This window comes from Streptomyces sp. NPDC026589 (assembly GCF_040638385.1).
GTDB lineage: Bacteria > Actinomycetota > Actinomycetes > Streptomycetales > Streptomycetaceae > Streptomyces.
Map to the genome: position 1 here is coordinate 94,247 of NZ_JBEZYG010000018.1, position 13,626 is coordinate 107,872.

The following is a 13,626-nucleotide window of genomic DNA, read 5'->3' on the forward strand; positions in this document are numbered from 1 at the left end:
CCTTGTTGGGCCCGAAGTTTCTTAAGGGGGTCTGGGGGCCGACCCCCAGGAATCTTCTGCAATTTCTGCACGGCCCAACCGGGCCGCTGGTCTTGCTTGTTCTTCTGCGCTGCGCTGTGTCAGCCGGCCATGCGGCGGGTCGCCTCTTCGAGGCGCTCCGCGACGGTGCCGTTGATGATCTCGTCACCGACGCGCACCGAGATCCCGCCGAGGACCGCGGGGTCCACGTCCAGGTTCAGGTGCATCTGCCGGCCGTAGAGCTTCGCCAGGGCGTCGCCGAGGCGCTGCTTCTGCCGGTCGCTGAGCGGCACCGCCGAGGTGACGACGGCGACCATGCGGTCCCGGCGCTCCGCGGCGAGCCTGGACAGTGAGTCCAGCCCTGCTTCCAGGCTACGTCCACGGGGCTGGGTGACCAGGCGGACGATGATCCGCTCGGTGACCGGCTGCGCCTTGCCGCCGAGCAGGCTGCGCAGCAGCTCGCCCTTGGCGGACGCCGTGGCCGTACGGCTGGTGAGCGCGGAGCGCAGCTCCTTGTCGGAGCCGACGATCCGGCCGAACCGGAACAGCTCGTCCTCGACGTCGTCGAGGTTGCCGCCGCGCTGGGCCGCGGTGAGGTCTGCGGTGTTCGCCAGCTCCTCGACCGAGTCCACCAGGTCACGCGACTGCGACCAGCGGGACCGGACCAGTCCGGATACCAGGTCGACGGTCTCGCCGCCCACCTGTCCGCCGAGCAGACGCGTGGCCAGCTCGGCCTTGCTCTCGCCGCTCTGGGCCGGGTCGGTGAGGACCCGGCGCAGGGATACTTCGCGGTGGAGCAGCGCGGTGACCGATGCCAGCTCCTCGGCGAGCTTCGCCGCGTCGACCGACGTGTTGTCGGTCAGCGCGTCGAGACGCTCGCGTGCGGCAGCCAGTGCTTCGCGGCTCGCGCTGTTCATCGGGCTGCCTCGGCCTTCGCCTCGAGCTCGTCGAGGAAACGGTCGACGGTGCCGCTCTGCCGGGCGTGGTCCTGGAGGGACTCGCCGACGAGCTTGCCGGCCAGGTCGGTGGCGAGCTTGCCCACGTCCTGACGCAGCGCCGAGGCAGCGGCCTTGCGGTCGGCCTCGATCTGGGTGTGGCCGGCGGCGATGATCTCTTCGCGCTGCCGCTGACCTTCCGCCTTCATCTCCTGGATGATGACGGCACCCTGCTCCTGCGCCTCCTGGCGCAGACGGGCGGCCTCGTGGCGGGCTTCGGCGAGCTGAGCCTTGTACTGCTCAAGAACGCTCTGGGCCTCGATCTGAGCCGATTCGGCCTTCTCGATGCCACCCTCGATCGCCTCGCGGCGCTCTTCCAGGGTCTTGTTGATCACCGGAAGGAGCTTCTTCGAGAAGACGAAGAAGATAATGCCGAAGCAGATCAGGCCGATGACGATCTCGGGCCACACCGGGAGCAGAGGGCTCTGCGGTTCCTCGGCTGCCAGGTACATCATGGTGGACCTTTCCGTCGAATCGAGCTAGTGCCGTCGTCAGAGGATGAACGGAACGACGAAGCCGATGAGGGCCAGGGCCTCGACGACGGCGAAGCCGAGCAGCATGTTCTGGCGGATGAGGCCGGCAGCCTCGGGCTGGCGGGCAATGGCCTGCACACCGTTACCGAAGATGATGCCGATGCCGATACCGGGGCCGATCGCGGCGAGGCCGTAACCGATGGTGCCGACGTTGCCCTCTACGGCCGCGAGGGTCTCGAAAGCAGCAGACATGTCTGTGGTTCCTTCTCTTGGTGGGACCGGTGGAAATGGTCTTCGCACCGGGCGTCTGTGGAGCTGAGGGGTGAAGCCGAGGGGCTATCGGGTCCTCAGTGGGCTTCTTCGAGCGCCTGGGAGAGGTACGTGGCGGTCAGCACCGTGAACACGTAGGCCTGAAGGGCCTGGATGAACATCTCGAACACGGTGATGACCAGCGTCATGACGAAGGACGCGCCGGCGTAGACCGTGCCCAGGACCGTGCCGAGCATGTACCAGGTGGCGATCGTGAAGATCAGGATCAGGATGTGGCCCGCGAACATGTTCGCGAAGAGTCGCACCGCCAGTGTGAACGGGCGCACGATGACGTTGGAGATGAACTCCAGCGGCGTCAGCATGACGTAGATCGGCTTCGGCAGACCGCTCGGAACGCAGAGGTTCCGGATGCCGCCGACGAACCCGTTCGTCCGGAACGTCACGGTCATGTACGTGACCCAGACGACCAGTGCCAGGCCGATGGGGTAGGCGATGACCGAGCTGACCGGGAACTGGGCGAGAGGAATGAGTGCCCAGAGGTTCAGGATCCACACGAAGAAGAACAGCGAGACCAGCAGGGGGACGAACGGCTCGCCCTTCTTGCCGATGATCTCCTTGGCGATGCCCCGGTGCACGAAGTCGTAAAGGGCTTCGGCGACCATCTGCAGCTTGCCGGGGACGACCTTCGACTTCGAGAAGCCGACCCAGAAGAAGGCCAGGATCGCGAAGGTACCGATGATCGCGAGCAACATGGGCTTGTTGAACTCGACAGGCCCAATGGTGAAGAGCGGCTCGAAGATGAACGACCACACACTGGGAGCTTGGAACCCGCAGTCCTTGAACAGGTGGCAGTTCGTCTCGAAGGCGAGCGTCTGGGCGTCAGTCACCAAGAGCTCCTTCTGCATGGCGCATGGATGCGGCTACCTCGTTGTGTCGGAGCGGCGGGTGGCCGCAGGTCGGCACCGGACTGGTTCTTACGGTGAGGAGGCGGCGGCCGGGCCCGAAGCCTCGCGATGAATCAAGCGACCGCCCTGTTGCCCGCGCTCGCACTACCGCAACCGAGACCGGACGATAGCAGCACGTCGAACATGGCTTTATTCCGCCCCTACTCGTCACGATCTCCCCCAGCTCCGCCCGGACGGTTCCGGGTGTCCGCGTCGGGGTCGACGTAAAGGGTCTTGCTCCTGGCATGCCGCACGGTCTGCACGGTGATCCACGTGATCACCGCGACGACGAGGGAGAGAGCGAAGGCCCGCAGGTTGAAGAGAGAGGTGTTCCTGATGCTCAGGATGAACACGAGCAGGAGCACGAGCTGAGCCGAGTAAATCATCAGCCCCATGCCCTGGAGCAGATGGGGCATGGTCTTGGCAGCCCATTGGAGCGCGACCATTCCGAATGCCATGAAGACGATCACGACCACGCAGCCGACCGCTGCACCGATCGCCCCCTCGCCGCCGGCGAGCAGACCGCCGACAAGCGTGGCGACGGCTCCCACCGCGGCGGTGGGGGTGGCGATGCGCAGTAGTTCGCGCATGTCGGACTGCATGGCGGCAGCTCCACTGGTCTGAGAGGAGGAATGGGGCGTCGTCATGGACGAGCGTATGCCCGGTCCGCGAGGCGGATTCTTGGGCCAATGGACCGTTGTGCAAGGGTCCTTCGGCTCCATCACCGGGTCTCGTGAACGGTATCACAAACTATTTGAGGAGGTCTTTACCTCAAACGTGTGCCAACTGTCACACATGAGAGTGAATCCGCGCGCGCGTGCACGACAAAAAGGCTCAATGTCTGGTAATGCACCGTGACTTCCGAATCGTCAGCGCGAGGAGTCGATCGAGCGGCGATCCAGGAACCGAGAACGCGGGCCGATCGCGGTAGCGCCGTTGACGCCGGACACTCCGACCGCCACGGGAGCCCGTTCGACGGCCTCCTCGCCCATCGGCGCGTCTGCCGAGCCCTGTTGGGCCCCGGAGGCCGCGGGCGCCGGCTTCTCCTCGTACGGAACGGCCGGATCCTCCTCCGCTACGCGGTGACGGTAGCGCGGCGGCACGAAGCGGTTGGCCCAGTGCGGGGCGCGCGGGGTGAAGCGCGGCATCAGCAGCAGGACGAGGCCCACCGCGCTCGCCGCGATGATGACGAACACGATCCACGAGGACGCCGAGTGCACCGAGTATCCGACGGCGCCGAAGGCGATGAGGGCCGACCAGAAGTACATGATCAGCACGGCCCGGCTGTGCGAGTGACCGATCTCCAGCAGCCGGTGGTGCAGATGGCCCCGGTCGGCGGCGAACGGCGACTGGCCGTTCCAGGTGCGGCGGACGATGGCGAGGACCAGGTCGGCGGCCGGGATCGCGATGATCGTCAGCGGCAGCACCAGGGGGATGAAGACCGGGAGCAGCGCGTGCGTGGCCTCGCGCTCACTGCCCTCGAAGATCTTCATGAGGTCCGGGTCGACCTGGCCGGTGATCGAGATCGCGCCCGCCGCCAGCACCAGCCCGATCAGCATCGAGCCCGAATCGCCCATGAAGATCCGCGCCGGATGCATGTTGTGCGGCATGAAGCCGAGGCACATCCCCATCAGGATCGCCGCGAACAGGGTCGCGGGGGCCGCCGCCTCGATGCCGTACCCCATCCAGAGGCGGTACGCGTACAGGAAGAACGCCGTCGACGCGATGCACACCATGCCCGCCGCGAGCCCGTCCAGGCCGTCGACGAAGTTGACCGCGTTGATCGTGATGACGACCAGCGCCACCGTGAGCAGCGTGCCCTGCCACTGGGTGAGGGCCACCGTGCCGACGCCGGGGATCGGCAGCCACAGGATCGTGAGCCCCTGGATGACCATGACAGCGGCGGCGATCATCTGGCCGCCGAGTTTGATCAGGGCGTCGATCTCGAATTTGTCGTCGAGGACGCCGATCAGCCAGATCAGGGCGGCTCCTGAGAGCAACGCCCTGGGTTCGTTGGAGAGTTCGAAGACACCCTGCAGATTGAAGAGATGGTCCGCGACGATCAGCCCCGCGCAGAGTCCGCCGAACATGGCGATCCCACCGAGCCGGGGTGTCGGCTCACGGTGGACGTCGCGCGCACGGATCGCGGGCATCGCCCCGACCGCGATGGCGAACTTACGCACCGGTCCGGTCAGCAGATAGGTCACCGCTGCCGTAACACAGAGCGTCAGCAGGTAATCACGCACGGGCTGCCCCACAGAACTCGCCGGTCATCCAAAAACCACACCCTAGTCTCTGGAACAAGGACTCCAGGCTACGGATGATGGTTGCACAGGCTTCGGGTGCCCCGGATACGGCGGAGCGATTCGTTCCGGGCGCCTCGGGCTCCCCTACCCCGGATACGGCGGATGGCGCGCGGCCAGTTCACGGACCTCCGCCGCGATCGGGCTCACGTCGCCCGGCTCCCGTACGGCCGCTCCGAACAGGGCCGCGATCCGGGCCATGTCCCCGTCGTCCATCCCCTGGGTGGTGACGGCGGCCGTGCCCAGGCGGATGCCCCGGGCGTCCCCGTACGGCAGCGCGCAGGTGTCCAGGACCACACCGGCCGCCGCCAGCCGCTCCCGGGCGGTGCGGCCGTCGACGCCGAGCGGGGCCGGGTCCGCGACGACGATGTGGGTGTCCGTGCCGCCCGTGGTGACCTCGAAGCCCTCCGCCTCCAGGCCGGCGGCGAGCACCCGGGCGTGGGCGACGACCTGGTGGGCGTAGAGCGTGTACGCGGGGGTCGCCGCCTCCCCGAACGCGACGGCCTTCGCCGCCACCGTGTGCATCTGCGCGCCACCCTGGGTGAACGGGAACACCGCCCGGTCGATCCGCTCGGCCAGCTCCGCGCCGCACAGGATCATGCCGCCGCGCGGGCCGCGCAGCACCTTGTGCGTGGTGGCGCAGACCACGTCGGCGTACGGGACCGGGCTCGGCGCCGCTCCCCCGGCGATCAGCCCCATCGGGTGGGCGGCGTCCACGATCAGGTACGCGCCCACCTCGTCGGCGATCTCCCGGAACAGCTCGTAGTCGGGGTGGCGGGGGTAGGTGGTCGAGCCGCAGACGATCGCCTTGGGGCGGCGGGCGCGGGCCAGGGCGCGGAGCCGGGTGTGGTCGATCAGGCCGGTCTCCGGGTCGACCCCGTAGCCGACGAAGTCGAACCACCGGCCGGAGAAGTTGCCCGGCGCCCCGTGGGTGAGGTGTCCCCCGTACGGGAGCCCCATCGCGAGCACCGTGTCGCCCGGGCGCAGCAACGCTGCGTAGGCGGCGAGGACGGCCGAGGAGCCGGAGTGCGGCTGCACGTTGGCGTGTTCGGCGCCGAAGAGGGCGGTGGCCCGGCGGACCGCGACGCGTTCGGCGGCGTCCGCGTGCTCGCAGCCGCCGTGGTGGCGGGCGCCCGGGTACCCCTCGGCGTATTTGTTGGACAGCGGGGAGCCGAGGGCGGCGAGGACCGCGGGCGAGGCGAAGTTCTCGGCGGCGATCAGCTGGAGGGTGGTGGCCTGCCGGCCGCTCTCGGCGAGCAGGACCCCGGCGAGCTCCGGGTCCTGGCGGAGCAGCGCGCCGAAGTCCTGGGGCAGGGCGTCGGGCGCGGGCGACACGGCCGCGGGTGCGGCGGGAGAGGTGACCGGCATGGGACGGCTCCGGGCCTGGAGGTGGGTACGCCGGCGAGGGATGCCGGTGTCAGCTCCAATGTAGGCCGGGACCGGGCGCCGTGCCCGGTGTCGCGGCGTGCCGTACGCCGGTCGGCGCACCCGCCCCGCTGCGGCGCGGGCAGCTTCCCGTCAGTGCGGGGCGGGTACGCCGGTGAGGGCGGTGACGACGGGGTCGAGCGCCTGGTTGATCTCGTCGCCGATGGAGCGGAAGAAGGTGATGGGGGCGCCGTAGGGGTCGTAGACCTCGTCCGCCTCGGCGGTCGGGGCCAGCAGCCAGCCGCGCAGCGCGGCGGCGGCGCGCACCAGGGCGCGGGCGCGCTCGACGACGCCCTCGTCGCGCGGGTCGGGCAGGGTGGCCGGGTCTATGGCCCGCACCAGCCGGGTGAACTCCTTGAGCGTGAAGGTGCGCAGGCCCGCGGAGTGGCCCATCGAGATGACCTGGGCACGGTGGTCGCGGGTGGCGGTGAGGACCAGGTCGGCGCGGATCACGTGCTCGTCGAGCAGTTCGCGGCCGACGAAGCCGGTGGCGTCCGCGCCGAAGTCGGCGAGGACGACCTCGGCGTTGGCCTCCATGGGCGCGCCCTCGTGGCCCCAGGTGCCCGCGCTCTCCACGACGAGGCCGCCGCTGAGCGGGTCGCCGAGGCGGTCCACCAGGGCATGGCGGGTCAGCCGCTCGGTGATCGGTGAGCGGCAGACGTTGCCGGTGCTGACGTGGAGGATGCGGAAGGTGTCGGTCCGCCCCGCTATGCCACGCCCCTCGGGGGCGGTCAATTGGCCACCTCGAGGTCGGGGACCACCTTGCGCAGCTCCTCCGCGGAGAGGGCGCCGGCGCGCAGCAGGACCGGGGTGGCGCCGGTGACGTCGACGATCGAGGACGGCACGATGCCGGGCGTCGGGCCGCCGTCGAGGTAGACGGAGACGGAGTCCCCGAGCATCCCCTGGGCGGCGTCGCAGTCCTCGGGCGAGGGGTGTCCGGTGAGGTTGGCGCTGGAGACGGCCATCGGGCCGACCTCGGTGAGCAGCTCGATGGCGACCGGGTGCAGGGGCATCCGGATGGCGACGGTGCCGCGGGTGTCGCCGAGGTCCCACTGGAGGGAGGGCTGGTGCTTGGCGACGAGGGTGAGGGCGCCGGGCCAGAAGGCGTCGACGAGCTCCCAGGCCTCCTCGGAGAAGTCGGTGACCAGGCCGTGCAGCGTGTTCGGCGAGCCGATGAGAACGGGGGTGGGCATGTTGCGGCCCCGGCCCTTGGCGTCCAGCAGGTCCGCGACGGCCTCCGAGGTGAAGGCGTCCGCACCGATCCCGTACACGGTGTCGGTGGGCAGCACGACCAGTTCGCCCCGGCGGACGGCCGACGCGGCCTCGCGCAGGCCCGTGGTCCGGTCGGTGGCGTCGTTGCAGTCGTATCGCCGAGCCATCAGCCGGCCTCCTGGAGCGGGTACGGGTACGGGTGGTGGTGCCGGGGGCCGGTCACGGCATGGCCTTGCGGGCGGTGGCGAACCGGGGCCGCCTGTTCAGGTCGGGGTGGTCGGCGGCATCCGCCCAGCCCCGCTCCTCGGTGAAGATCCACGGCACCTGGCCGCCCTGGGTGTCGGCGTGCTCGATGACGACGAGGCCGCCGGGGCGCAGCAGACGGTGGGCGGTGCGTTCGATGCCGCGGATGGTGTCGAGGCCGTCCTCGCCGGAGAACAGGGCCATCTCCGGGTCGTGGTCGCGGGCCTCGGGGGCGACGTACTCCCACTCGGTGAGCGGGATGTACGGCGGGTTGGAGATGACCAGGTCGACCTGGCCGTCGAGCTCGGGAAGGGCGCTCAGGGCGTCTCCCTTGTGCACGGTGACCCTGGACCCCTCGGCGTTCTTCCGCGTCCACCTGAGGGCGTCCTCGGACAGCTCCACGGCGTGCACCCGGGAGCGGGGGACCTCCTGGGCCATGGCGAGCGCGATGGCGCCCGATCCGGTGCAGAGGTCGACGACGACGGGCTCGACGACGTCCATCGCGCGCACCGCGTCTATGGCCCAGCCGACGACGGACTCGGTCTCCGGGCGGGGCACGAAGACACCGGGTCCGACCTGGAGCTCCAGATAGCGGAAGAAGGCGCGGCCGGTGATGTGCTGGAGGGGTTCGCGGGCCTCGCGGCGGGCGATCGTCTCCCAGTACCGGGCGTCGAAGTCGGTGTCGGGCACCGTGTGCAGCGCGCCCCGCTTCACCCCGTGGACGAAGGCCGCGAGTTCCTCGGCGTCGAATCGCGGTGAGGGGACACCGGCGTCGGCCAGCCGCTGGGTGGCCTGGGCCACCTCGGCGAGCAGCAGGTTCATCGCGGATCTCCGTACGGGTTACGGGTGTGCGGGGCGGGCGGGCGCTTACGCGTTGGCGAGCTTGGCGGCGGAGTCGGCGTCGACGCACGCCTGGATGACGGCGTCCAGCTCTCCGTCGAGCACCTGGTCCAAGTTGTACGCCTTGAAGCCGACGCGGTGGTCCGAGATGCGGTTTTCCGGGAAGTTGTACGTCCGGATCTTCTCGGAGCGGTCGACGGTGCGGACCTGGCTGCGGCGTACGTCGGAGGCCTCCTGCTCGGCGGCCTCCTGGGCGGCGGCCAGCAGCCGGGAGCGCAGGATGCGCATGGCCTGCTCCTTGTTCTGGAGCTGGCTCTTCTCGTTCTGGCAGGAGGCGACGACGCCGGTGGGCAGGTGCGTGATGCGGACGGCGGAGTCGGTCGTGTTGACGGACTGGCCGCCGGGGCCCGAGGAGCGGTAGACGTCGATGCGCAGGTCGTTGGCGTGGATCTCGACGTCGACCTCCTCGGCCTCGGGGGTGACGAGCACGCCCGCGGCGGAGGTGTGGATGCGGCCCTGGGACTCGGTGGAGGGCACGCGCTGCACGCGGTGCACGCCGCCCTCGTATTTCATCCGGGCCCAGACGCCCTGGCCGGGCTCGGTGGCGCCGTTGCCGCCCTTGGTCTTCACGGCGACCTGGACGTCCTTGTAGCCGCCGAGCTCGGACTCGGTGGAGTCGATGATCTCGGTCTTCCAGCCGACGCGCTCGGCGTAGCGCAGGTACATGCGCAGCAGGTCGCCCGCGAACAGGGCGGACTCGTCGCCGCCGGCGCCCGCCTTGATCTCCAGGAGCACGTCCTTGTCGTCGCTGGGGTCGCGCGGGACGAGGAGGAGGCGGAGCTTCTCGGTGAGCTCTTCGCGCTGCTTCTCCAGGTCCTTGGCCTCGGCGGCGAAGTCGGGGTCGTCCGCGGCGTACTCGCGCGCGGTCTCGATGTCCTCGCCGGTCTGCTTCCAGCTCCGGTACGTGGAGACGATCGGGGTCAGCTCCGCGTAGCGCTTGTTCAGCTTGCGCGCGTTGGCCTGGTCGGCGTGGACCGACGGGTCGGCGAGCTTCTTCTCAAGACCGGTGTGTTCACCGATCAGTTCCTCGACCGCCTCGAACATTCGGGGGCTCCTGGTTGGTTGTGCGTCTGCGGGCCTGCTGGAGGGCGTACTGCCCGGTGGGGAGTCCGGCGGGGGTTCCCCCGGGCGCCCGACCGGAAAAACGCCGGTTCCGACGCCCCCGGGAAGAGGGCGCCGAGAACCGGCGCAGTGGCTCGCTACTTGCTGGCGGAGCCGGCAGCCTTGCCGAAGCGGGCCTCGAAGCGGGCCACGCGGCCGCCGGTGTCGAGGATCTTCTGCTTGCCCGTGTAGAACGGGTGGCACTCGGAGCAGACGTCGGCGCGGATGTTGCCGCTGTCGATGGTGCTCCGGGTGGTGAACGACGCACCGCAGGTGCAGCTGACCTGCGTCTCGACGTACTCGGGGTGGATGTCGCGCTTCAAGGTGTCTCCTAGTTTCGGGAGGGCGCCGGGTCGTCCGCGCGGATTGCGCGGCCGTGAACCGGGGCCGACGTACCAGTCTGCCAGGACCGGCCGTATCTCCCAAAACCGGGGGCGGGGCGCAGGTATTCCCCGACGGAGCGTGACGGTATTCCCCGGCGGAGCGTGACGGGTGGGTGGCTACTCGACGACCTCGGCGGCGTCGCCCTTGTCGCCGGCCGACTTCTCGGTGGCGGAGGCGGGGATCGGCCGGTCGTGTCTGAGGGCGGCCCAGACCTGCCGGCCGGCCTTCTCCTGCGGCAGGACCCGGTTCGGGTCGGCCGGGTCGTACTCCACGGGCAGGGTCACCATGTGGACGTTCTCGGCGTTCAGCCCCTTGAGGCCGCCCGCGAAGCCGGTGAGCTTCTTGACGGAGCCGAGCCCGGAGTCGGTGGTGACGGCCTTGGTCGCGGCGTCCGCGAGGCCGTAGAGCTTGGTGGGGCTGGTGAATACGCCGACGCTCTTCGCCTGCTCCATGAGCGCCTTGATGAACGCCTGCTGGAGCTGGATGCGTCCGAGGTCGCTGCCGTCGCCGACGCTCTTGCGCGTACGGACGAGGCCGAGGGACTCCTCGCCGTTCAGCGTGTGGGTGCCCGGCTCCAGGTCCAGGTGGCTCTTGGAGTCGTCGATCGCGGTCTTCGTGGTGATCTCCACGCCGCCGAGCTCGTCGATGAGCTCCTTGAAGCCGGTGAAGTCGACTTCCAGGTAGTGGTCCATGCGGATGCCGGACATCGACTCGACGGTCTTCACCGCGCAGGCGGGGCCGCCGACCTCGTAGGCGGTGTTGAACATCGTCCGGTGCTCGGCGGGGACCTCGTCGCCGGTGGTGTCGCTCTCGCAGGCGGGGCGCTCTATCAGGGTGTCGCGGGGTATCGAGACGACGCTCGCGGACTTGTGGCCCTTGTCGATGTGCATGACCATCGCCGTGTCGGAGCGGGCCGCGCCCTCGTCCTCGCCGTACTTCCCGTTGTCGCCGGAGCGCGAGTCGGAGCCCAGCACCAGGATGTCCTGCGAGCCGTCGTCCACGTCGTCGGGACGGTCGGTGCCGAGCTTGGCGTCGATGTCGATGCTGGAGAGGTTGCCGTCGAGCGCCAGGTAGGCGTATCCGAGTCCGGCCCCGCCGACGACCACGACACCCGCCGCCGTCCAGGCCGCGACGACCTTGGCACGGTGCCGGCGGGACGGCTTCCTCCGTCGGCTGCCGGTGCCGCGTATGCGGCCGGTGCTCCTGCTCTGCTCGCTCACGCGTCTCCTCGTCACTCCTGTTGCCCGTGTGCCCCCTGCCGTGGTGTGCCACGCGCGGTCGGCCTCTCCTGGTGGGACGGCCGAAGCAGCAAGAAGGGTTGCATACGCGCCTGTGGCCCCCGTCGGAGGACGGGGGCCACAGGACGTTCGGGCGAACGGGCCGCGAGGCGGCGTTCACCTGGGGTTTCGTGCTCGGTACAGCGATAAGGCGGACGGTCAGTGGACCGGGGCCGGTGTGGCCAAGGTCTCGGGCCGGCCGACGTCGGCCGGGATCAGCCGAAGAGGTTGAATCCGTTCCAGCCGGTGCCGGCCTTCAGCTTCGGCCCGAAGGGCTTGGTGGCCGAACCACTGGTCGGGTAGAACCACATCGCGCCCGTGCTGTCACGGACGGTGAGGTCCGCCTTGCCGTCACCGGTGTTGTCCCCGGTGGCGATGTAGGCCGAGAAGTTCCAGCCGGTGCCGACCAGGACCTTGTTGGCGAACGGCGAGGCGACGTTGTGCCGGCCGGCGTAGAGCCACAGCTGGCCCTTTCCGTCACGGGCCAGCAGGTCCGCGATGCCGTCACCGCTGTAGTCGCCCTTGCCGAACAGCTTCAGCGATCCCCATCCGGAGCCCGCCTTGACCTTGGCCGCGAAGGTGCCGTCGCCGCGGCCCGGGTAGGTGACGAGGGTGCCCGTGCTGTCGATGCCGAGGAGGTCGGGGTTCCCGTCACCGGTGATGTCGCCGGGGAAGAGGATGTTCTTGAACGAGGACCAGCCCGTGCCGATCTTCTTCTCGGCCCAGTCCGTGCCGTCGAAGTAGAACCAGTACAGGTCGTTGCCGACGCGGTAGATGTAGTCCTGGTAGAAGTCCCGGTCCCAGTCGACCTGACGCACCAGGTTGACCGCGCCCCAGTTGCCGAGGGCCGCCGGCGCGGTGAACGCCTTGCCGTTCGAGTAGTACTCGAACGCCTCGCCCTTCGACTGCCGGGCGAACAGGTCCGCCGTGGTGTCGAAGTTGAGGTTGGCGTCGTCGATCCGGGGGTTGATCTGCCCGAAGAACGAGCTGACCTTGGAGTAGACGCTGTACGCGCCGGTGGCGACGCAGTCCTTGACGCCCCACGAAACGACGCCCGCGATACGGCCGTTGACCACGAGCGGACCACCGGAGTCGCCGTTGCACGGCGATACGGTGCCCTCGTCCTGGCCTGCCGCGGGCACTCCGGCACACGTCATCTTCCCGGCCATGAACTCGGAGCCGTAGAAGGACGCGCAGGTCGAGTCGGCGTTGATCGGCACCGTGGCCTTGCGCAGCGTCGGCGAGATGGCCTCGCTGGTGGAGCTGGTGCGGCCCCAGCCGTAGACGGTGGCGCGGGTGCCCTGCTTGTACAGCGCTGTCTCGGCGCCGGAGGCCGGCTGGAGCGTCTTGTACGGGAGGGCCGCGCCCAGCGTCAGCACGGCGACGTCGCTGCTCAACTCGACGTCGTCGTAAGCGGGGTGGACCCACTGACGCCAGACGCCCACGGCCTGGCCGCCGTTCAGGTCACTGCCGACCGGGAGCTTGGCGGTGCCGCCCACGACGGTACCGTTCTTGTTCCAGTCCAGTCCGTCCACGCAGTGCGCGGCGGTCAGGACCTTGGCGGGCGCGACGAGGGTGCCACCGCAGAAGTAGCTCTCGTCGTCCGCGGTGCCGGAGGTCCCCTTGTCGTCGTAGTAGTGCAGCTGCACCATCCACGGCGCCTCGGAGATCAGGGCGTCGGCCCCCCCGATGATCTTCGGATCGGCGGTGCGCTCCGGCGCCGGTTCCGTGGCTCCGCCGGGCGAGGGCGCACCCGACTCGCCCTCCGCCAGCTTGGCGGCCGATCGCTTGACGGTGTCGAGCAGTTCGGCCTGCGGTACGTCGGACCGCTTCTGGGTGTTGTTCTGCTTGCCCGGAAGCGGGACCGTGTCCGCGGCCTGCGCGGGAACGGCGGCAAGTGCCCCCGCTCCCAGAGCGAGCACGGCAGTTGCCACGGGGAGGGTCATGAAACCCCTCCGTCTGCCAGATGTCACAGGACTCCCCTCGATGAACACGGCGCACCTCGGTGACGGCGCCGTGTACGTGTGTGCGAAGGAGAGAGTTCTCCCCACTGGAGACATCACAGTGGGCGTATAGAAAAT

General features: G+C 69.5%; 14 protein-coding genes. All 14 read right to left on the bottom strand.

Annotated elements, in window-relative coordinates; all coding sequences use genetic code 11:
• Positions 1-119 precede the first annotated feature (119 nt).
• On the bottom strand, positions 120-935 hold the full coding sequence (locus AB0F29_RS28180) for a F0F1 ATP synthase subunit delta (RefSeq protein ID WP_361877488.1): 816 nt from the start codon (positions 933-935) through the stop codon (positions 120-122).
• Positions 932-1,468, bottom strand: a complete 537-nt coding sequence (locus AB0F29_RS28185) for a F0F1 ATP synthase subunit B (protein WP_361877491.1) — start codon at positions 1,466-1,468, stop codon at positions 932-934. The genes AB0F29_RS28180 and AB0F29_RS28185 overlap by 4 nt, the downstream gene beginning before the upstream one ends.
• Positions 1,469-1,504: 36 nt before the next feature.
• Entirely contained in the window at positions 1,505-1,738 is a 234-nt protein-coding gene (atpE, locus tag AB0F29_RS28190; protein WP_030626263.1) for an ATP synthase F0 subunit C, read from the bottom strand.
• Positions 1,739-1,833: 95 nt separating this feature from the next.
• Positions 1,834-2,661: a F0F1 ATP synthase subunit A gene (atpB, locus tag AB0F29_RS28195; RefSeq protein WP_073866240.1), complete on the bottom strand. Its 828-nt coding sequence runs from the start codon at positions 2,659-2,661 to the stop codon at positions 1,834-1,836.
• A 200-nt stretch (positions 2,662-2,861) separates the two neighbouring features.
• Entirely contained in the window at positions 2,862-3,302 is a 441-nt protein-coding gene (locus tag AB0F29_RS28200) for a hypothetical protein (protein ID WP_361877495.1), read from the bottom strand.
• A 267-nt stretch (positions 3,303-3,569) separates the two neighbouring features.
• A complete protein-coding gene (locus AB0F29_RS28205) occupies positions 3,570-4,958 on the bottom strand; it encodes an MraY family glycosyltransferase (RefSeq protein WP_361877498.1) in 1,389 nt (462 codons plus the stop codon).
• Between the two features lie 132 nt (positions 4,959-5,090).
• On the bottom strand, positions 5,091-6,371 hold the full coding sequence (glyA, locus tag AB0F29_RS28210) for a serine hydroxymethyltransferase (RefSeq protein WP_361877501.1): 1,281 nt from the start codon (positions 6,369-6,371) through the stop codon (positions 5,091-5,093).
• Positions 6,372-6,521: 150 nt separating this feature from the next.
• Complete coding sequence (locus AB0F29_RS28215) at positions 6,522-7,163, bottom strand: low molecular weight phosphatase family protein (RefSeq protein WP_018958994.1); 642 nt, start codon at positions 7,161-7,163, stop codon at positions 6,522-6,524.
• Positions 7,160-7,807, bottom strand: a complete 648-nt coding sequence (locus AB0F29_RS28220) for an L-threonylcarbamoyladenylate synthase (protein ID WP_007447713.1) — start codon at positions 7,805-7,807, stop codon at positions 7,160-7,162. The genes AB0F29_RS28215 and AB0F29_RS28220 overlap by 4 nt, the downstream gene beginning before the upstream one ends.
• A 52-nt stretch (positions 7,808-7,859) precedes the next feature.
• Complete coding sequence (gene prmC / locus AB0F29_RS28225; RefSeq protein ID WP_361877504.1) at positions 7,860-8,705, bottom strand: peptide chain release factor N(5)-glutamine methyltransferase; 846 nt, start codon at positions 8,703-8,705, stop codon at positions 7,860-7,862.
• 45 nt (positions 8,706-8,750) lie between these two features.
• Positions 8,751-9,827, bottom strand: a complete 1,077-nt coding sequence (gene prfA, locus AB0F29_RS28230) for a peptide chain release factor 1 (protein ID WP_361877507.1) — start codon at positions 9,825-9,827, stop codon at positions 8,751-8,753.
• A gap of 155 nt (positions 9,828-9,982) precedes the next feature.
• Positions 9,983-10,207 (bottom strand): 50S ribosomal protein L31, encoded by a 225-nt coding sequence (gene rpmE / locus AB0F29_RS28235; RefSeq protein ID WP_018958997.1) that lies wholly within the window; start codon positions 10,205-10,207, stop codon positions 9,983-9,985.
• 177 nt (positions 10,208-10,384) lie between these two features.
• Positions 10,385-11,488, bottom strand: a complete 1,104-nt coding sequence (locus AB0F29_RS28240) for an LCP family protein (protein WP_361877511.1) — start codon at positions 11,486-11,488, stop codon at positions 10,385-10,387.
• A 272-nt stretch (positions 11,489-11,760) separates the two neighbouring features.
• The gene (locus tag AB0F29_RS28245; protein ID WP_361877514.1) at positions 11,761-13,491 is read right to left on the bottom strand and encodes a trypsin-like serine protease; all 1,731 of its coding nucleotides are present in this window, start codon (positions 13,489-13,491) and stop codon (positions 11,761-11,763) included.
• Positions 13,492-13,626: the final 135 nt, after the last annotated feature.